Source organism: Streptomyces sp. C36 (assembly GCF_040932295.1).
GTDB lineage: Bacteria > Actinomycetota > Actinomycetes > Streptomycetales > Streptomycetaceae > Streptomyces > Streptomyces triculaminicus.
In genome coordinates, this window is the sequence record NZ_JBFQGI010000004.1 from 431029 (window position 1) to 450477 (window position 19449).

General features: G+C 73.4%; 17 protein-coding genes. 14 read left to right on the forward strand and 3 right to left on the reverse strand.

The genetic code is table 11. The features are described 5' to 3' along the window. The first annotated feature begins 95 nt into the window (after positions 1-95). Genes AB4K12_RS15510 through AB4K12_RS15520 form a run of 3 tightly spaced genes read left to right on the forward strand, consistent with a single transcriptional unit; the run spans position 96 to position 2792 of the window. On the forward strand, positions 96-773 hold the full coding sequence (locus AB4K12_RS15510; RefSeq protein ID WP_368434754.1) for a DUF5819 family protein: 678 nt from the start codon (positions 96-98) through the stop codon (positions 771-773). Then, positions 770-2017 (forward strand): HTTM domain-containing protein, encoded by a 1248-nt coding sequence (locus tag AB4K12_RS15515; RefSeq protein WP_368434755.1) that lies wholly within the window; start codon positions 770-772, stop codon positions 2015-2017. The genes AB4K12_RS15510 and AB4K12_RS15515 overlap by 4 nt, the downstream gene beginning before the upstream one ends. 10 nt (positions 2018-2027) lie before the next feature. Beyond that, the gene (locus AB4K12_RS15520) at positions 2028-2792 is read left to right on the forward strand and encodes a TrmH family RNA methyltransferase (protein ID WP_368434756.1); all 765 of its coding nucleotides are present in this window, start codon (positions 2028-2030) and stop codon (positions 2790-2792) included. Between the two features lie 5 nt (positions 2793-2797). Here AB4K12_RS15520 and paaN read toward each other — a convergent pair whose 3' ends face one another. Next, positions 2798-4498, reverse strand: a complete 1701-nt coding sequence (gene paaN, locus AB4K12_RS15525; protein ID WP_368434757.1) for a phenylacetic acid degradation protein PaaN — start codon at positions 4496-4498, stop codon at positions 2798-2800. A gap of 155 nt (positions 4499-4653) precedes the next feature. Here paaN and AB4K12_RS15530 point away from each other — a divergent pair, with 155 nt between their 5' ends. Continuing rightward, positions 4654-6177 (forward strand): 3-hydroxyacyl-CoA dehydrogenase, encoded by a 1524-nt coding sequence (locus AB4K12_RS15530; protein ID WP_368434758.1) that lies wholly within the window; start codon positions 4654-4656, stop codon positions 6175-6177. 2 nt (positions 6178-6179) lie between these two features. Beyond that, positions 6180-6773: a TetR/AcrR family transcriptional regulator gene (locus tag AB4K12_RS15535; RefSeq protein WP_368434759.1), complete on the forward strand. Its 594-nt coding sequence runs from the start codon at positions 6180-6182 to the stop codon at positions 6771-6773. A gap of 14 nt (positions 6774-6787) precedes the next feature. On the opposite strand, the gene AB4K12_RS15540 is transcribed toward AB4K12_RS15535, so the two are convergent. Then, positions 6788-7312 (reverse strand): Lrp/AsnC family transcriptional regulator, encoded by a 525-nt coding sequence (locus AB4K12_RS15540; protein WP_368434760.1) that lies wholly within the window; start codon positions 7310-7312, stop codon positions 6788-6790. A gap of 170 nt (positions 7313-7482) precedes the next feature. On the opposite strand from AB4K12_RS15540, the gene pdhA reads away from it, so the two are divergent. The 9 genes from pdhA (at position 7483) to AB4K12_RS15585 (ending at position 17248) form a co-directional block, all read left to right on the forward strand. Beyond that, on the forward strand, positions 7483-8652 hold the full coding sequence (pdhA, locus tag AB4K12_RS15545) for a pyruvate dehydrogenase (acetyl-transferring) E1 component subunit alpha (RefSeq protein ID WP_368434761.1): 1170 nt from the start codon (positions 7483-7485) through the stop codon (positions 8650-8652). Beyond that, the gene (locus tag AB4K12_RS15550) at positions 8649-9695 is read left to right on the forward strand and encodes an alpha-ketoacid dehydrogenase subunit beta (protein WP_368434762.1); all 1047 of its coding nucleotides are present in this window, start codon (positions 8649-8651) and stop codon (positions 9693-9695) included. Before pdhA ends, AB4K12_RS15550 begins: the two co-directional genes overlap by 4 nt. Beyond that, positions 9695-11050 carry a dihydrolipoamide acetyltransferase family protein gene (locus AB4K12_RS15555; RefSeq protein ID WP_368434763.1) on the forward strand — a complete coding sequence of 452 codons (1356 nt, stop codon included), beginning with the start codon at positions 9695-9697 and terminating at the stop codon, positions 11048-11050. The genes AB4K12_RS15550 and AB4K12_RS15555 overlap by 1 nt, the downstream gene beginning before the upstream one ends. Before the next feature lie 109 nt (positions 11051-11159). Then, on the forward strand, positions 11160-12029 hold the full coding sequence (locus AB4K12_RS15560) for an NTP transferase domain-containing protein (RefSeq protein ID WP_368434764.1): 870 nt from the start codon (positions 11160-11162) through the stop codon (positions 12027-12029). Next, entirely contained in the window at positions 12026-13759 is a 1734-nt protein-coding gene (locus AB4K12_RS15565) for a molybdopterin molybdotransferase MoeA (protein ID WP_368434765.1), read from the forward strand. The genes AB4K12_RS15560 and AB4K12_RS15565 overlap by 4 nt, the downstream gene beginning before the upstream one ends. Beyond that, a complete protein-coding gene (locus tag AB4K12_RS15570) occupies positions 13756-14829 on the forward strand; it encodes a TrkA family potassium uptake protein (RefSeq protein ID WP_368434766.1) in 1074 nt (357 codons plus the stop codon). The genes AB4K12_RS15565 and AB4K12_RS15570 overlap by 4 nt, the downstream gene beginning before the upstream one ends. Before the next feature lie 46 nt (positions 14830-14875). Then, the gene (locus AB4K12_RS15575) at positions 14876-15853 is read left to right on the forward strand and encodes an NAD(P)H-quinone oxidoreductase (RefSeq protein ID WP_368434767.1); all 978 of its coding nucleotides are present in this window, start codon (positions 14876-14878) and stop codon (positions 15851-15853) included. A 139-nt stretch (positions 15854-15992) separates the two neighbouring features. Then, positions 15993-16460 carry a hypothetical protein gene (locus AB4K12_RS15580; RefSeq protein ID WP_368434768.1) on the forward strand — a complete coding sequence of 156 codons (468 nt, stop codon included), beginning with the start codon at positions 15993-15995 and terminating at the stop codon, positions 16458-16460. Between the two features lie 227 nt (positions 16461-16687). Continuing rightward, entirely contained in the window at positions 16688-17248 is a 561-nt protein-coding gene (locus AB4K12_RS15585) for a bacterial proteasome activator family protein (protein WP_362256206.1), read from the forward strand. 209 nt (positions 17249-17457) lie between these two features. Here the strand turns inward: AB4K12_RS15585 and AB4K12_RS15590 are convergent, their stop codons facing one another. Beyond that, positions 17458-19131: a protein kinase gene (locus tag AB4K12_RS15590; RefSeq protein ID WP_368434769.1), complete on the reverse strand. Its 1674-nt coding sequence runs from the start codon at positions 19129-19131 to the stop codon at positions 17458-17460. Positions 19132-19449: the final 318 nt, after the last annotated feature.

Sequence of the window (19449 nt, forward strand, 5' to 3'; positions counted from 1 at the left end):
GGGGCGTCGTCGGTACGGTTCGGGTGCGCGCCGAGACGGCGTGCACATGGCAGCAGGGCGCGGCACCAGGCGCGGCACAGCGAAACGGGGCGGGTATGGAAACGGACGACGGACACGAGCGGCCCGGCGGCGACGCCGGACTGGAGGGGCTGTCCCTGCTCTCACGCGTCGTCGTCGCGGCCGGGGCCGCTGTGGTGGCGGTGGCCGCGGCCGTGCACCTGACGATGGTGTTCCTGCACGTGGCGCCCGCGAACACCGTCAGCAAGCAGCACGCGGCGGAGATCGACGACTACGTCCTCCCGGAGTTCGAACAGAACTGGAAGTTCTTCGCCCCCAACCCGCTGCAGCAGAACATCGCCGTCCAGGCGCGCGCCGAGCTGCGCGGACCCGACGGCCGCCCGGTCGTCACCCCCTGGACCGACCTGTCCGCCCAGGACGGCGCGGCCATCCTCCACCACCCCCTGCCCAGCCACACCCGGCAGAACGAGCTCCGCCGCGCCTGGGACTTCTACTCCGGCACCCATGACGCCCGCGAGCAGCCGAGCGGCCTGCGCGGTCGCCTCTCCGAGCAGTACGTCCGCCGCCTCGTCGTCTCCCGGCTGGGCGCCGAGCGGGACGGCCGGCCGGTCGACCGCGTGCAGGTGCGGTCCGTGACCGTGCCCGTCGCACCGCCGCCGTGGAGCGAGGAGAAGGCCGACACCAGGCCGGTCCACCGGGTGCTGCCCTGGTGGCCGGTCACCACCGCGGACCTCCCGGAGGCGAAGAACCGATGAACGCCTCCGCCCTCCAGCGCGGGCTCGCCCGCGTCACCGGCTCCTCCCTGGGCCCGTACCAGACGGCCGTCGTCCGCATCGGGCTGTCCTTCACCTGGCTGTGCTACCTGCTGCGCGAATGGCCCAACCGCCATGAGCTCTACGGACCAGACTCGCCCTGGAGCTGGGACCTGGCCCGGCAGCTGATCGCCGACAACCACGCCTTCACCACGCTGATGTGGTCCCGGGGAAGCCTGTGGTTCGAGACGGTCTACGCGCTGGCGATCGTCTCCAGCGCACTGCTGATGCTCGGGTGGCGCACGCGCACCATGTCGGTGCTGTACATGCTCGGTGTGCTGGCGTTGCAGAACCGCAGCGTCTTCATCGGCGACGGCGGCGACAACGTCATCCATCTGATGGCGCTGTACACGGTGTTCACCCGCTGCGGCCAGGTCTGGTCGCTCGACGCCCGGCGCGCCGCGCGCCGCGCCGGACGCGACGCCGCGGAGCTCGGTGCGGACCGGGACGTGCCCGGCATCGTGCTGTGGGCGGCGTGCGGTCTCGCGCTCGTCGCCGCGCAGGCCCTGGGCGGGACCGGGCTGTCGTGGACCGCGCGCGGCCCGCTGCCGGGGATCGGCTGGGCGACCGCCCTGTGGGGCCTGTGGCTGGTGCACGGCCTGTGGTGGCTCGCCTGCAAGCACGCCCCCGGTGAGCCCCGGGCCGTGCTCGACACGCTGGCCCATCTGGCGCACAACGCCGCGCTGTTGGTGATCATGGCCGAGGTCTGCCTGATCTACGCCACGGCCGGCTGGTACAAGGTGCAGGGCTCGCGCTGGCAGGACGGCACCGCGCTGTACTACCCGATGCACCTCGACTACTTCTCGCCCTGGCCGGGGCTCTCCCACCTGCTCGCGGGCAGCGGGGTCATCGTGCTGCTGCTGAGCTACGGCACGGTGGCCGTGCAGGTGGCGTTCCCCTTCACGCTGCTGAACCGGCGGGTCAAGAACGTCCTGCTGGCGGTGATGATGGCCGAGCACGTGGGGATCGCCGTGCTGCTCGGGCTGCCGTTCTTCTCCCTGGCGATGATCGTGGCGGACGCCGTCTTCCTGCCCACCTCCTTCCTGCGGCGGGTCGGGGACGCCGTACGGACGCTGGTGCTCGGCGCCCGTCCCGCGGCGCGGCCGGAGCTCCCCGCCGGACCCGGGGCGGTCGTTCCCGGCATCCGCCGGGAGGCGCCGCCGGAGACGGAGAAATCCGCCCCGTAGGCTGAGGCGCATGACCGAGGACGACGCCAGGGCCGCCGCCGCGTTGCGGCTCTGGGAGGCCACCGCCCCCGACGCCGTACTGCTCGACGGCTTCCACGCGCTCAAGCACGCCCTGCGCTTCGAAGCCCCCGTGCGGGCGGCCGTCACCAGTGACAAGACGGCCGCACTCGCGCTCGCGGCCGATCTCGCCGACGACCTGACGGACACTCTCGACCGGCTCTTGGTGGAGGTGCCCGCGGGCACGCTGCGCGAGCTCGTGCCCAGGGTCCACCCGACGGGCGTGGCCGCCCTGGCCGAACGCCGGAACCGCACGGCCAACCTCGACGCCATGTCGCGACTGCCCCGGCGGTCGCCCGTAGTCGTCCTGGACAACCCCCGCAACCTCGGCAACGTCGGCGCGGTCGTGCGCCTGGCTGCCGGGTTCGGGGCCGCGGGCGTGGTCACCACCGGAGACCTCGACCCCTGGCACCCCAACGCCGTGCGCTCGGGCGCCGGCCTGCACTACGCCACGGCCGTCGAGCGGCTGCCCCTGGAGGAACTGCCGCCCGGGCCGCTGTACGTCCTGGACCCGGAGGGCGACGACATCCGGTCCGTCCCCCTCCCCGACGACGCTCTGATCGCCTTCGGCTCCGAACGGCACGGCATCTCGCCGGACCTGCGGGAGAGGGCGACCCGGCTGGTCGCCCTGCCCATGCGCCCCCAGGTCTCCAGCTACAACCTCGCCACCAGCGTCGCCATGGCGCTCTTCCACTGGGGCGGCCCGGCGCCGCTCTGACCGGATCAGGCCGGCCGGCGCACCTCCACCGTCCGGAAGCGCGTCGCCACGAACGCGCTGTCGCACAGCGCGGCGTTGGCCGCCGGGTTGCCGCCGGAGCCGTGGAAGTCGGAGAAGGCGGCCGTCTGGTTGAGGTACACGCCGCCGGTGAGGTTGAGGGAGAGCTGGGCGCACTCCTCCAGACAGGCCTCCTCCACCAGCCGCTCGACGTCCGCCGCCGTGGTGTACGCGCCGACCGTCATCGCGCCCTTGTCGCGCACCGTGCCGCGCAGCAGCTCCACGGCGTCCGCCGCCGAGTCGACGGCGACCGCGAACGAGACCGGGCCGAAGCACTCCGAGCGGTAGACCGCCTCGCTGTCCGGCTTCGCCCCGTCCAGCTTGACGATCACGGGCGTGCGGACCGTGGCGCCGGGGAAGTCGGGGTTGGCCACGGACCGGGAGGCCAGCGCCACCTCGCCGAGCTGCGCGGCCGCCTCGAGGCGGGACTTCACTCCGTCGTTGACGATGGCGCCCAGCAGGGCGTTGGCCCGGGCGTCGTCGCCCAGCAGCTTGTCCACGGCGGTCGCCAGGTCGGCCACGACCTCGTCGTAGGTCTTGTGGCCGGCGTCGGTGCCGATGCCCTCGCGCGGGATGAGGAGGTTCTGCGGGGTGGTGCACATCTGGCCGCTGTAGAGCGACAGGGAGAAGGCCAGGTTGGAGAGCATGCCCTTGTAGTCGTCCGTGGAGTGGATGACCACGGTGTTGACCCCGGCCTTCTCCGTGAAGACCTGGGCCTGGCGGGCGTTCTCCTCCAGCCAGTCGCCGAAGGCGGTGGAGCCGGTGTAGTCGATGATGCGGATCTCCGGGCGCAGCGCCAGGGACTTGGCGATGCCCTCGCCGTCCCGCTCGGCGGCCAGCGCCACCAGGTCGGGGGAGAAGCCGGCCTCCCTCAGCACCTCGCGGGCGATGCGCACGGTCAGCGCGAGCGGCAGCACCGCGCGCGGGTGCGGCTTGACCAGCACGGCGTTGCCGGTGGCCAGGGAGGCGAACAGCCCGGGGAAGCCGTTCCATGTGGGGAAGGTGTTGCAGCCGATGAGCAGCGCGACGCCCCGCGGCACGGCCGTGAACTGCTTGTTCATCTCCAGGGGATCACGCTTGCCCTGCGGCTTGACCCACTGGGCGGACGCGGGAGCGGCGGTCTGGGCCTCGTAGGCGTAGGCGACGGCCTCCAGGGCGCGGTCCTGGGCGTGCGGGCCGCCGGCCTGGAAGGCCATCATGAACGCCTGGCCGCTGGTGTGCATGACCGCGTGCGCGAACTCGTGGGTGCGGGCGTTGACGCGGGCGAGGATCTCCAGGCAGACCGCCGCCCGGGCCCGCGGCCCGGCGTCCCGCCAGGCGGGCATGGCCGCGCGCAGGGCCGGCAGCAGGACATCGATGTCGGCGTGCGGATACTCCACGCCCAGCTCCAGGCCGAAGGGCGAGACCTCCGTGGCCGTCCAGCCGTCCGTGCCCGGCTGGTCCAGCTCGAAGCGCTTGCCGCGCAGGGCGTCGAAGGCGGCCTGGCCCGCGGCGGCGTCCAGGCTCCCGGCGATGCCCTCGGGGCCGTAGGCCTTGGGGTGCTCGGGGTACGGGGACCAGTACGCGCGCGTGCGGATGGCGTCCAGCGCCTGGTCGAGGGTCGGGAGGTGCTTCTCGGTCAACTGGGCGGTGGTGAGTGCGGCGGTCACGTCTGACCAACTCCTCGTCGAGCGGGGCTCCGATACGGGGGACCGACAGATACGGGGGACCGGCAGCACCCCCGATGGATACAGTAACCGAACGATCGGTCGGGACAAGAGGGCCCGGCGAACCTGTGGACAACTCATCGGGGAGGATCACTGCCATGACCGCAATCGACCCGGCCCGCACCGTCTCGGTCGTCGGTACCGGGACCATGGGCCAGGGCATCGCCCAGGTCGCCCTGCTCGCCGGGCACCCCGTGCGGCTGTACGACGCCGCACCGGGCCGCGCGGCGGAGGCCGGACGCGCCATCGCCGCCCGCCTCGACCGCCTCGTGGACAAGGGCAGGCTCGACGCGGCCCGCCGGGATGCGGCCCTCGAGGGCCTGCGCCCCGCCGAGGACCCGGCCGAACTCGCCGACTCGGCGCTCGTCATCGAGGCGATTCTCGAGCAACTCGACGCCAAACAGAAGCTGTTCGTCCGCCTGGAATCGGTCGTCCGGGACGACTGCCTGCTCGCCACCAACACCTCCTCCCTCTCCGTCACCGCCGTCGGCGGCGCGCTGCGCCTGCCCGGACGCCTCGTCGGCCTGCACTTCTTCAACCCCGCACCGCTGCTGCCGCTGGTGGAGGTCGTCCGCGGTCACGCCACGGACCGGGCGGCCGCCGACCGCGCCCGGGCCACCGTGGCCGCGTGGGGCAAGACGCCGGTGAGCTGCGCCGACACCCCCGGCTTCATCGTCAACCGCGTCGCGCGGCCCTTCTACGCCGAGGCCTTCCGCGTCCACGAGGAGGGCGCGGCGGACCCTGCCACCATCGACGCGGTGCTGCGCGAGAGCGGCGGCTTCGCCATGGGGCCCTTCGAACTGACCGACCTCATCGGCCAGGATGTGAACAACGCCGTCACCCGTTCGGTCTACGAAGCCTTCTTCCATGACCCGAGATTCCGGCCCGCGCTCTCCCAGCAGCGCCTGGTCGAGGCCGGCCTGCTGGGCCGGAAGTCGGGCCGGGGCTGGTTCGACCACGCCGAGGGCGCGGCGCACCCTCGCCCGCACACCGCCGAGCCGTGCGCGGCCCCCGGCACGGTCGGCCTGCACGGCCGGCTGCCCGCCAACGCCGACGTCCTGCACTCGATGATCGAAGAGGCGGGTATCAAGGTCGTCCACGACCGCGCAGTCGCAGGTCAGGACGGGTTCATCGCACTCCCCGGCGGCACGGAGCTCACCCTGGCCGACGGCTCGGGCGCCACGGACAGGGCGCACCGGAGCCCGCGCATCACCTTCGACCTCGCCCTCGACTACCGCGACTGCTCACGTGTGGCGCTCGCGGCCGCCGAGACCGTGCCCGCAGCGGACCTGACGGCGGCGACCGGCCTGTTCCAGGCCCTGGGCAAGAACGTCAGCGTCATCGGCGACGTCCCCGGGATGATCGTCGCCCGGACGGTCGCGATGCTCGTCGACTTCGCCGAGGACGCCGCGGGCCGTGGCGTCGCGAGCCGCGAGGACACCGACACCGCCATGCGTCTGGGCGTGAACTACCCGATGGGCCCCCTGGAGTGGGGCCGGTCGATCGGCTACGGCTGGGTCCGCGGCGTACTGCGGAACCTGGACGACGAATACCCAGGCGGCCGCTACGCCGCCTGCCAGCCCCTGCGCCGCCGTGCGGCCGTCGAAGAGAGCCTGCTGTAATCATGACCATGGCCAAGCGCGACACCTACACGCCCGAATCGCTGCTCGCGGTCGCCGTCACGGTGTTCAACGAGCGGGGCTACGACGGCACGTCCATGGAGCACCTCTCCAAGGCGGCCGGAATCTCCAAGTCCTCCATCTACCACCACGTCAAGGGCAAGGAGGAGCTCCTGCGGCTGGCGATAAGCCGCGCGCTCGACGAGCTCTTCGCCGTCCTGGACGAGCCGGGGGCCACCGGCGGGCGGGCCATCGACCGGCTGGAGTACGTCACCCGGCGCACGGTGGAGGTGCTCATGGCCGAGCTGCCGTACGTGACGCTGCTGCTGCGGGTGCGGGGCAACACCGGCACCGAGCGCTGGGCGATGGAGCGCCGCCGCGAGTTCGACCACCAGGTCGCCGAGCTCCTGAAGGAGGCCGCCGCGGACGGCGACCTGCGCGAGGACGTGGACGTCCGGCTGGCGACCAGGCTGCTCTTCGGAATGATCAATTCCGTCGTGGAGTGGTACCGCCCGGAGCGTGGCGGGGCGGCCACCAGCGACGAGGTCGCCGACGCCGTCGTCCGCACCGCCTTCGCCGGCCTGCGCACGTACCGCTAGCGGCGCACGTACCGCTAGCGGCCCTCCTCGAGGGGGCGGTCCTGGCCGGAGTGCCGGTCCTCCTTCAGGTCCGTCTCCTCGAAGACCAGTAACGTCCGGGTGCTCAGCACGTCCTCGATGGCCTGGATGCGGGTCAGGACCAGCTCGCGCAGGGCGCGGTTGTCCTTGGTGTGCACCAGCAGCAGGACGTCGAAATCCCCGCTGACCAGGGCGATGTGCGCCACCCCCGGCAGCTCTCTGAGCTGTTCGCGGACCGTCCGCCAGGAGTTCTGGACGATCTTCATGGTGATGTACGCCGACGCGCCGTGACCGGCCCGCTCCTGGTCGACGCGGGCGCCGAAGCCCCGGATGACCCCGTCGTCGATGAGCCGGTTGATCCGCGCGTAGGCGTTCGCCCGCGAGACGTGTACACGCTCGGCCACGGACCGTATCGAGGCCCGGCCGTTGCTCTGGAGCATGCGCAGAATCGAGCGGTCGATGTCGTCGAGCGGACGGGCGGCCTGCCTGCCGCCCGAAGTGGCCATCTGTTCGTCCGGCATACCGCCATGCCTCCCCTTCATGGACGCCCTGCCCATATCTCAGGCTGTGGAGAACCGTTTGTCCACAGGCTTGGGCCGCCTGTAGCCAAAAAGTGCCGTCAACCGAACAATCGGTAGGGAGAGCGCAGGTCGCTTTCCGGTCAAGCTCGTCCCAAGAGGAGGTGCTCGCCATGACGGTTCTGGAGCAGCCCGGCTCGTACCGGCCCACCCCGCCCCCGGCCTGGCAACCCCGTACCGACCCCGCGCCGCTGTTGCCCGACGCGGAGCCCTACCGTCTGCTGGGCACCGAGGCCGCCGACAGGCTGGACCCGGAGCTGCTGAAGCGGCTGTACGGCCAACTTGTGCGCGGCAGGCGCTACAACACCCAGGCCACCGCCCTGACCCGACAGGGCAGGCTGGCCGTCTATCCGTCCTCCACCGGCCAGGAGGCCTGCGAGGTCGCCGCCGCCCTGGCCCTGGAGGAGCGCGACTGGCTCTTCCCCAGCTATCGCGACACGCTGGCCGCCGTGGCGCGGGGGCTGGACCCCGTCGAGGCCCTGACGCTGCTGCGCGGCGACTGGCACACCGGCTACGACCCGCACGAACACCGCGTCGCCCCGCTGTGCACCCCGCTGGCCACCCAGCTCCCCCACGCGGTCGGCCTCGCGCACGCCGCGCGGCTCAAGGGCGACGACGTCGTGGCGCTGGCCATGGTGGGCGACGGGGGAACGAGCGAGGGCGACTTCCACGAGGCGCTCAATTTCGCCGCCGTCTGGCGGGCCCCGGTCGTCTTCCTCGTGCAGAACAACGGCTTCGCCATCTCCGTGCCGCTCGCCAAACAGACCGCCGCGCCGTCGCTCGCCCACAAGGCGGTCGGCTACGGCATGCCCGGCCGGCTGGTCGACGGCAACGACGCCCCGGCCGTCCACGAGGTCCTCTCCGAGGCCGTGCGGCGAGCCCGCGCCGGCGGGGGGCCCACGCTGGTCGAGGCCGTCACCTACCGCGTCGACGCGCACACCAACGCCGACGACGCCACCCGCTACCGCAGCGACGCCGAGGTCGAGGCCTGGCGCGCGCACGACCCGATCGCGCTGATGGAGCGCGAGATGACCCGTCGCGGGCTGCTCGACGACAGCGTCATACAGGCCGAACGGGACGCGGCCGAGCGCATGGCCGCCGATCTGCGCGAGCGGATGCACCAGGACCCCGTGCTCGACCCGATGGAATTGTTCGCGCATGTTTACGCCGAGCAGACTGCCCAACTGCGCGAGCAGCAAGCACAATTGCGAGCCGAGCTGTCCGCGGCGGGGGAGTTCCCGGACGCCCACGGAGGCGGCCCCCAGGAAGGAAGGCAGCGATGACCACCGCGCCTGTCGACGCCGGCCGTAAGCCCGCCACCATGGCGCAGGCCCTCGGCCGCGCCCTGCGCGACGCCATGGCCGACGACCCGGCCGTCCACGTCCTCGGCGAGGACGTCGGCACCCTGGGCGGCGTCTTCCGGGTCACCGACGGGCTGGCCAAGGAGTTCGGCGAGGAGCGCTGCACGGACACCCCGCTGGCCGAGGCCGGCATCCTCGGCACGGCGGTCGGCATGGCCATGTACGGGCTGCGGCCCGTCGTGGAGATGCAGTTCGACGCCTTCGCGTACCCCGCGCTCGAGCAGCTCGTCAGCCACGTCTCCCGCATGCGCAACCGCACGCGTGGCGCCCTGCCCATGCCGATCACCGTCCGCGTCCCCTACGGCGGCGGCATCGGCGGCGTCGAGCACCACAGCGACTCCTCCGAGGCCTACTACATGGCCACGCCCGGCCTCCACGTGGTGGCTCCGGCGACCGTCGCCGACGCCTACGGCCTGCTGCGCGCCGCGATCGCCTCGGACGACCCGGTGATCTTCCTGGAGCCCAAGCGGCTCTACTGGTCCAAGGCCGACTGGGACCCCGACCACCCCGAGCCGGTCCCCGGCATCGGCCGCGCGGTCGTCCGCCGGCCGGGCACCTCCGCGACGCTCATCACCTACGGGCCGTCGGTGCCGGTCTGCATGGAGGCCGCCCAGGCGGCCACCGCCGAGGGCTGGGACCTGGAGGTCGTCGACCTCAGGTCGCTGGTGCCCTTCGACGAGGAGACCGTCTGCGCCTCCGTACGCCGCACCGGCCGGGCCGTGGTCGTCCACGAGTCGCCCGGCTTCGCCGGCCCGGGCGGCGAGATCGCGGCCCGCATCACCGAGCGCTGCTTCCACCACCTGGAGGCGCCGGTGCTGCGCGTCGCGGGGCTGGACATCCCGTATCCGCCGCCCATGCTGGAGAAGCACCATCTCCCCGGCGTCGACAGGGTGCTGGACGCGGTGGCGCGCCTGCAGTGGGAATCGGAATGGACCGTCGACGAATATGAGAGTGGTGCGCGCTGATGGCCGTGGTGCGCGAGTTCACGCTGCCCGACCTGGGTGAAGGACTCACGGAGGCACAGGTCGTCCGCTGGCTGGTGAACGTCGGCGACGTCGTCGCCGTCGACCAGCCCGTGGTCGAGGTCGAGACGGCGAAGGCGATGGTGGAGGTCCCCTGCCCCTACGGGGGAGTGGTCACCGCCCGCTTCGGCGACGAGGGGACGGAACTGCCCGTCGGCGCACCGCTGCTGACGGTCGCGGTGGGCGAGCCGTCGCCCCGGCCGCCCGCCGGGGACGCGGCCGCCGCCCGGGACGGCGACGGCGGCCAGGACGAGGGCTCGGGCAATGTGCTGGTCGGCTACGGCACGCAGGCCCCCGCGGCACGTCGCCGCCGGGTCCGGCCGACCGGCCAGGACGGCGCGCGCCCGGCCGAGCCGGACCCCGCGCCCACGGCCGTCGCGGTCATCTCCCCGCTCGTACGGCGCCTCGCCCGCGAACGCGGCGTCGACCTCGCCCAGGTGCGCGGCACCGGCCCGGACGGGCTGATACTGCGCGCCGACGTCGATCGGGCGGCGCACGCGGCACAGACGGTGCCCGCCGCCCCGGCGTCGCGCGAGACGCAGGCCGGCCACGCGGCCCGCCCGGCGGCGCGTTCCGGCCGCCGTGTCGCGGCGGGCCGCCGGACGGCCGACGGGCTGCGCGTGCCGCTGCGCGGAGCGCGCGGCGTGGCCGCGGAGAAGCTGAGCCGCAGCCGCCGGGAGATCCCCGACGCGACGTGCTGGGTGGACGCGGACGCCACGGAGCTGATGGCGGCCCGCCACGCGATGAACGCCTCCGGAGGGGCCAAGGTGTCCCTGCTGGCCCTCCTGGCGCGGATCTGCACGGCGGCCCTCGCGAAGTACCCCGAGCTCAACGCGACCGTCGACGTCGACGCCCAGGAGATCGTCCGGCTGCCCGACGTCCATCTGGGGTTCGCGGCGCAGACCGACCGCGGCCTGGTCGTGCCGGTCGTCCGGGACGCCCACGCGCGCAACGCCGTCGAGCTGTCGGTCGAGATGGCCCGGCTCACCGAGGCCGCGCGGGCGGGCAAGCTCAGCCCGGCCGAGCTGACCGGCGGTACGTTCACCCTGAACAACTACGGGGTGTTCGGCGTCGACGGCTCCACGCCCATCATCAACCACCCGGAAGCGGCCATGCTCGGCGTCGGCCGGATAGCCCCCAAGCCGTGGGTGCACGACGGGGAGTTGGCGATACGGCAGGTGGTCCAGCTGTCGTTCACCTTCGACCACCGGGTGTGCGACGGCGGAACGGCGGGAGGCTTCCTGCGGTACGTGGCCGACTGCGTGGAGCAGCCGGCGGTGCTGCTGCGGTCCGTCTGACGCGGTCCGTCTGACGCGGTCCGTCTGAGGTGGGCGGTCCGACGCGGGCCGTCCGAGCAGGGGGCCCGCCGCCGTCCACCGTGCCCGTAGGCCTGGCCATACTCGACGGATGACGGTTTACGACGCGGTAGTGCTCGCCGGAGGCGCCGCACGGCGTCTGGGCGGGGCGGACAAGCCCGGGCTGCGGGTCGGGGGCCGGACGCTCCTGGACCGGGTCCTGGGCGCCTGCGACGACGCCGGGCGCACGGTGGTGGTCGGACCGCGGCGTGCCACGGCCCGGCCGGTGACCTGGGCCCGCGAGGAGCCCCCGGGCGGCGGCCCCCTGGCCGGGCTGGACGCCGGGCTGCGCCGGGTCGCGGCCGAGCGGGTGCTCGTCCTCTCGGCGGACCTGCCGTTCCTGACCCCGGCGGCCGTACGGGCGCTGCTCGAGGCGCTGGACGGCACCCCGGCCGCAGACGGCGCCGTGCTCACCGACCCCGGCGGCCGGGAACAGCCGCTGGTGGCCGCCTACCGCACGGAGTCGCTGCGCCGCGAGCTCGCCCTGCTCGCGGCCGAGCACGGCACGCTCGCCGGGCTGCCGCTGCGGCTGGTCACCGCCGACCTCTCGCTCGCCCGGGTCCACCACCCCACCGCCTCCTTCGACTGCGACACCTGGGAGGACATCAGCACCGCCCGTGGGCGCATCAGGGACGATAGGAGCGTGCTGGATGAATGGATCTCCGCGGTCAAGGCGGAGCTGGGCATCGATCTCGACGTCGACAAGACCGGTCTCCTCGATCTCGCGCGCGACGCCGCGCACGGCGTGGCGCGGCCCGCGGCGCCCCTGACGACCTTCCTCGTCGGCTACGTCGCCGCCTTGCGCGGCGGCGGACCGGAGGCGGTGGCGACGGCGATCCGCGAGGCCGAGGCGCTGGCGGCACGGTGGGCCGAGGAGGCCCGGGCGGCCGAGGAGCCCGGGACGCCGGACGGCTCGTCATGAGGGACCTGGAGGGTGACTCGGGGCTCGACCGGGCCACCGACGAGGCGCTGTCCCTGCTCGCCGACGAGCGCCGCGCGGCCCCCGGCCCGGGGCCGCGCGCCGGCTCGGCGCACCCGGGCGGCGGCCGCTTCTTCTTCGACTTCGTCGAAGACCCGTTCGCCGACGAGGCATCGTCGGCGCCCCCCGGCGGGCCGGCCGGAACGCCCGCCGGAAGGACACCCCGCACAACCATCGGCACGACCACCCCCACGACCACCGGCACGACCGACAGCACACCGGCCGGCGCGACCGCCCGCGCCGCCGACGACGAGCTCGACGTGCCCTTCGCCGGGGTCCGGTTCTACGACACGATGCGGCCGCGGGAAGGCACCGCCTCCACCCCGCCGTCCCCCCGGGCCGGGAGCCCCGCCGGCCCCTCGCCCCTCGAGGGCGACCCGGCCGGCCCCGCCCCCGACAGCCCGGCCCACCTCCTGGACGCCCCTCACGCCATGGCAGAGACACACCTCTCCTGGGCCGCCGCCCGCGCCGCGGCCTCCCGGGCCGCCCGGCCGCTCGAGCCGACGGTACGGCCTCTCGGCGACGCCCTCGGGCACCTGCTCGCCGCACGGCTGACCGCGCTCACCGACCTGCCGTCGTTCGACACCTCCGCCATGGACGGCTGGGCCGTCGCGGGGCCCGGGCCGTGGCGGCTGCCCAAGGACGGCGGCGGCGTGCTCGCCGGCCACGGCGACGCCGGCCCGCTGGCCGACGGCGAGGCCGTCCCCATCGCCACGGGCGCGCGCGTGCCGCCCGGTGCCACCGCCGTCCTGCGCAGCGAGCACGGCACCGTACGCATGGACGAGGAGCTCTACGCGAGCCGGCACCTGACGCAGGGCCAGGACATCCGGCCCAAGGGCCAGGAGTGCCAGGCGGGCGACGTGCTGCTGTCCGCCGGCACGCTCGTCACCCCCGCCGTTCTCGGCCTGGCGGCCGCCGCGGGCTACGACCAGCTGCGCGTCGTCCCCCGCCCCCGCGTGGAGGTGCTCGTGCTGGGCGACGAGCTGCTGCGCGAGGGGCTGCCGCACGACGGCCTGATCCGCGACGCCCTCGGGCCGATGCTCGCCCCGTGGCTGCGCGCCCTGGGGGCCGAAGTGGCCCAGACCCGCTGCCTCGGCGACGACGAGACGGCGCTGCGCGCCGCCCTGGAGGCGTCCGACGCCGACGTCGTCCTGACCACCGGCGGCACCGCCGCCGGCCCCGTCGACCATGTGCACCCCACGCTGCGCCGGCTGGGCGCGGAGCTGCTGGTGGACGGCGTCGAGGTGCGTCCGGGTCACCCGATGCTGCTCGCCCGCCTCGCGTCCGGCCGCCACCTGGTGGGCCTGCCCGGCAACCCGCTCGCCGCCGTCGCCGGCCTGCTGACGCTCGCCGAGCCCCTGCTGCGGGCGCTCGCCGGCCGGCCGCCCGCGCGGCCGGTGGCGGACCGGCTCACCGAGCCCGTGGCCGGTCACCCCACCGACACCCGCCTCGTCCCCGTCGTTCGCCGTGGCGACGGCACGGCCCGCCCGCTGAGCTTCCACGGGCCCGCCATGCTGCGCGGCCTGGCCGCGGCCGACGCGCTGGCGGTCATCCCGCCGGGCGGCACGGTCCGGGGCGGCGAGGCCCTCCTGCTGACCTTCGCCCGGCACGCCGAGTGGTACGCCGAGCGTCACGACGAGTGGCACGAGGCCGCCGGGGGCGGCGCCCCGTGATCCTCCCGCGCCAGGACGCCGCCGCCCGCGAGGCCCACCACGACACCGACTTCCGCGTCCTGCTGCCCCGCTACAGCGTGGCGCCGATACGTCAGGTCGGCCGGCGGCTGCTCATGGCCTTGCTGGTCATGGTCGCCACGATCTTCATCGTCTACTCCGACCGTACCGGCTACCACGACAACGCCGACGGGAGCGTGGACTTCCTCGACGCCGTCTACTACTCCACCGTCACCCTGTCCACCACCGGATACGGCGACATCGTCCCGTACAGCGACAGCGCCCGGCTGAGCAACGTGCTGCTGGTGACGCCTCTGCGTGTCCTGTTCCTGATCATCCTGGTCGGCACCACCCTCGAGGTCCTCACCGAGCGCACCCGCGAGCAATGGCGTCTGACCCGCTGGAGGTCCGCCTTGCGCGATCACACCGTCGTCGTCGGCTTCGGCACCAAGGGGCGCTCCGCCGTGCAGACCATCTGCGGCCCGTCCGCCTCCCCCCGGGAGAAGGAGCGGATCGTCGTGGTCGACCCCAACCCCAAGGTCGTCGAGTCGGCCACCGCCCACGGCTACGCGGGCGTCATCGGGGACGCCACCCGCAGCGACGTGCTGCTGCGCGCTGAGGTCCAGAAGGCCCGTCAGATCATCGTCGCCACCCAGCGCGACGACACGGCCGTGCTCGTCACGCTCACCGCCCGGCAGCTCAACCGCGCCGCGAAGATCGTGGCGGCGGTGCGGGAGGAGGAGAACGCCCCGCTGCTGCGGCAGTCGGGCGCGAACGCGGTCATCACGAGCGCCAGCGCCGCGGGCAGGCTGCTGGGCATGTCTGTGCTCAGCCCCAGCGCGGGCACCGTCATGGAGGACCTGATCCAGAAGGGCAGCGGCCTCGACCTCGTCGAACGGCCCGTCGTCAAGGCGGAGGTGGGACGCGGGGTGCGGGACACCGACGACCTCGTGGTGTCCGTGCTCCGCGGCCACCGGCTGCTGGCGTACGACGACCCGGAGGCGAGCCCGCTCAAGGCGACGGACCGTCTGATCATGATCGTCCGGGCGCGCCCGGACGGATCCGGCGCATAGCGCGCGCCACGGGAATCAGGACGGCACCGGGAGTAGTTTCGCTGGCATGCATGCGATCACCATTCCCGTTCCCGGCGGACCCGAGGCCCTGGTGTGGGCCGAGGTCCCCGACCCCGTGCCCGGCGAGGGCGAAGTGCTGGTCGACGTGGTGGCCAGTGGCGTCAACCGCGCCGACGTGGTGCAGCGGCAGGGCTTCTACGACCCGCCGCCCGGCGCCTCCCCCTACCCGGGGCTGGAGGTCTCCGGCCGGATCTCGGCGGTGGGGCCGGGCGTGAGCGGCTGGGCCGTCGGCGACGAGGTGTGCGCGCTGCTGGCCGGCGGCGGCTACGCCGAGAAGGTCTGCGTGCCGGCGGGGCAGTTGCTGCCCGTGCCGGCCGGCATGGACCTCGTCTCGGCGGCGTCCCTGCCCGAAGTGACCGCCACGGTCTGGTCGAACGTGTTCATGGTGGCCGGGCTGCGGCCCGGCGAGACGTTCCTGGTGCACGGCGGCGGCAGCGGCATCGGCACGATGGCCGTGCAGCTGGCGAAGGCGGTCGGCGCCCGGGTGGCGGTCACGGCCGGCGGCCAGGACAAGCTCGAGCGCTGCCGCGAACTGGGCGCCGACATCCTCATCGACTACAGCACCCAGGACTTCGTCGAGGAGCTGCACAAGGTGACGGGCGGCGTCGGCGCGGACGTCATCCTCGACATCATCGGCGCGAAGTACCTCGACCGGAACATCGACGCCCTCGCCGTCAACGGCAGGCTGGCCATCATCGGCCTCCAGGGAGGCCGCAAGGCCGAGCTGGACCTGGCCAAGCTGCTCACCAAGCGGGCGGCCGTCGCCGGCACCTCGCTGCGCGGGCGGCCGCTCGCGGAGAAGACGGCCATCGTGGCGGCCGTGCGCGAGCACGTGTGGCCGATGATCGCGGGCGGGCGGGTGCGGCCCGTGGTCGACCGCACGCTGCCGCTGCGGGACGCCGTGACGGCCCACCGGGTGCTGGAGGAGAGCTCGCACGTCGGCAAGGTGCTCCTCACTACGTGAGGAGCGAGACAGCGTGATGTGAGGAGGGTGGCCGTCCGTGGCCGCGTTCACCCGACCGGCCGCTCAGCGCGCCTCCCGGCGGCGCGCGTGTGAGGGTTGGGGTGTCCGTAGGGGGGTGACTCGTACGGAGGACGGCGACATGAGCGGTGGAGCGAGGGCGGCGATCCTCTTCGGGCTGGCGGTGTCGGCCTCCCTGATAGCCCCGGAGGCCGCGCGGGCGGACGACCCCGAGCCGTCGGCCCCGCCGCCCTCGATACCCGTCGCCTCCACGACGTCGACCACCGTCTTCCCGTCCGCGCCGCCGTCGCCCGGGGCCGGGGACCTGGCCGGCACGGCGGCGGGCGCCGGCCGCAGACACCCCGGCCGCGCCGCCGAGCCGTCCCCGGCCACCTCGGCGGAGGCCGAGGGCCGGAAGGCCGCCGAGGAGCCGGCCCCGAAGCCGGCGCCGCCTCGCGCCCCGGCCCGGCGCGCCGCGCCCGAGCGGGCCCGGCGCGAAGCCTCCGGCGCCGACCGGGAGCGGGTGATGCGGGTCCTGCCGCTGGGCACCGGGATGGCCCTCACGGGCCTGGGCCTGGGCTTCATCGCCCTGCGCCTGCGCCGCAGATAGGGCCCTGGACAGGACCCCTGACAGGGCCGGACAGGACCCCTGACAGGCCCCGGACAGGCCTGGGCAGGCCCCCGGCAAGGCCGTCGCGGGAGCGGTGAAGGCCCGTTGCGCGGGCGGCGGTACGGGCGTGCGCCGAAAATCTGTGCGCCCCTGTGCGCCCCCGCGTTGGATCAGGTGTGTACGGGGGCATCACCAGGGGGAAATCACTTGTGCGAGAGAATGGCGGCATGGATATGCCGAGGAATGAACGGTCGCAGGAGAGCCCGCACGTCCTGGTCGTGGGACCGGACGGCATGGCTCTCGGCAGCGCCAGCCCCGGCGGCGGGGAGGGCGACAACGAGTCGCGCGAGGTCCCGGTGACGGAGATGGTGGAACAGCCCGCCAAGGTCATGCGCATCGGCAGCATGATCAAGCAGCTGCTGGAGGAGGTGCGCGCGGCACCTCTGGACGAGGCGAGCCGCGTCCGGCTCAAGGAGATCCACCACAGCTCCGTCAAGGAGCTGGAGGACGGACTGGCTCCCGAGCTGGTGGAGGAGCTGGAGCGCCTGTCGCTGCCCTTCACGGACGAGACGATTCCGACCGAGGCGGAACTGCGCATCGCGCAGGCCCAGTTGGTCGGCTGGCTCGAGGGTCTCTTCCACGGCATCCAGACCGCGCTCTTCGCCCAGCAGATGGCCGCCCGGGCCCAGTTGGAGCAGATGCGCCGGGCCCTGCCGCCCGGGATGTCGGGCGACGACGACCACGAGGACCTGCAGCACGGCGGCGCCCGCTCGGGCCCGTACCTGTAGAGACGCCGGACGCGGCAGGCACGCCGGATACGCCGGATACGGCCGACACGCCGCGACACGCCGAAGGCCGGTCACCGGGGAGCACCCGGTGACCGGCCTTCGCCGTAAGGTCCCGCCGGCTCCCGGCCGGCGACAGCCCCCTGGAAGGAGCCCCCTGGAAGGAGCCCCCTGGAAGGAGCCCCCTGGAAGGAGCCCCCTGGAAGGAGCTCCTAGGAGGGCGCCTGGCCCGACGACACGGTGAGCACGAACTGACCGGTCTTGGGGTCGAACGGGTCGCTCGAGTCCGGGAGCTGGGTCATGACGGTGCCCTTGCCCCAGGTGTTCTCGTCCACCGTGTCGATCCGGTACTTCCACCCGGCGGCGACGAGGCACTCCTTCACCGAGTCGATGTAGATGTACTTGAAGTCCGGCGCGCTCTTCTTCGTCTTGTCGCGGTAGCTGTCGTAGGCCTTCGTGCACCGCTCGGAGTCGATGGTCTTGGACTTGTCGCCTTCCTTGACCTTCGCCTGGGTGCCGCCGCCGGTGGTGCCGCCGGTGACGCCTCCGCCGCCGCCCGTGGAGCCCGCGGACGCCGACGGGGTCGGGCTGTCCTTCGCCTCGTCGGTTCCGCCGCCGCGGTTCAGCGCGATGGCCGCGATGACGCCGATGACGGCCAGTACCGCCACCACGCCCGAGCCGATGAGGACCGGCTTGTTGCTCTTGCCGCCGGAACCGCCCGGGCCGGAGGCCGAGGGGTTCGCGTAGGGCGGCGGGGTGCTCGGGCCGCTCTGGTAGGGCTGCGTGACGGTCGGGTAGCCCTGCGGGCCGGGAGGCGGCGTGGAAGGGCCGTAACCGCCGCTGTACGGGCTCTGGGGGGCCGTCTGGGGCTGGTACGGGGTCTGGACGCTGTGCGGGCCGGGAGCGACCGCCTGGCCGTCCACGGGCGGGAAGACCGCCGAGCCGACGCCGGCGCCGCTGCGAGCCGGCGGACCGCCCGCGATGATGATCGGCGAGGGCGCGGACATGGCCGTGCCGGCCACCCGGGCGCACTCGTCGCGCATCGCCTCGGCGCTGGGGAAGCGCTCGTTCGGGTTCTTCTTCAGCGCGCGCATGACCAGCGCGTCCACGGCCGGCGGGATCGACCGGTTGATCGTGGAGGGCGCGACCGGCTCCTCCTGGACGTGCGCGTAGGCGATGGCCAGCGGGGAGTCCGCGTCGAACGGCAGCCGGCCCGTCAGCAGCTCGAAGAGCATGATGCCGACCGAATACAGGTCGGAACGGGCGTCGACGCCGCGCCCCAGCGCCTGCTCGGGCGAGAGGTACTGCGGGGTGCCGACGACCATGCCGGTCTGGGTCATCGAGGTGACGCCCGACTGCATGGCGCGGGCGATGCCGAAGTCCATGACCTTGACCACGTTGCGCTTGGTCATCATCACGTTGCCGGGCTTGATGTCGCGGTGGACCAGGCCCATCTCGTGGCTGACCTCGAGCGCCGCCAGCACATCGGCTGTGATCTTGAGCGCCTTCTCGGTGGGCATCGCGCCGTACTGCGCCACGTCCGCGTCCAGCACCGAGCGCAGCGGCTGGCCCTCGACGTACTCCATGACGATGTACGGCATGGTCGAGCCGTCGAGGTCGTCCTCGCCGGTGTCGAACACCGAGACGATGTTGGTGTGGGTGAGCTTGGCCACCGACTGCGCCTCGCGGCGGAAGCGCTCGCGGAAGGAGGCCTCGCGGCCCAGCTCGGTGTGCAGCGTCTTGATCGCGACCTGGCGGTCGAGGACCGAGTCGTAGGCCAGGTGTACGGACGCCATGCCGCCCTCGCCGAGCAGATCGCGCAGCTGGTAGCGGCCGCCGCCGACCGTCCGGCCCGCGTAACGGCCCTGTGCGCCGTCCTGGCTCATGGTGTTACTTCCCCCTCGGCGCACTGCCTCGCGTCGAACAGATCATCGAACAGGCTAGTGAACAGGCCATTTCGGACTCTTCTGAGTGCCTGTTCAAAGGTCTGATCCAGCTGTTCCTCGTTGAATCTTCGTCGTATCCCGGCCAAGTCTGCCCCAGGCCACGGGCACGTCAAGCCGCGTGCCCGTTCCGTGACCGGATGCGCGACAAGGTGTCACGGGATTTGCCTTGCTCATACCGGTACGGGTTTGATAACCGGTCCATCCCGGACCGGTGCATGCCCCGGAGGCTGTAGCGTGCCTTAGCGGAAGGCAGCTTCA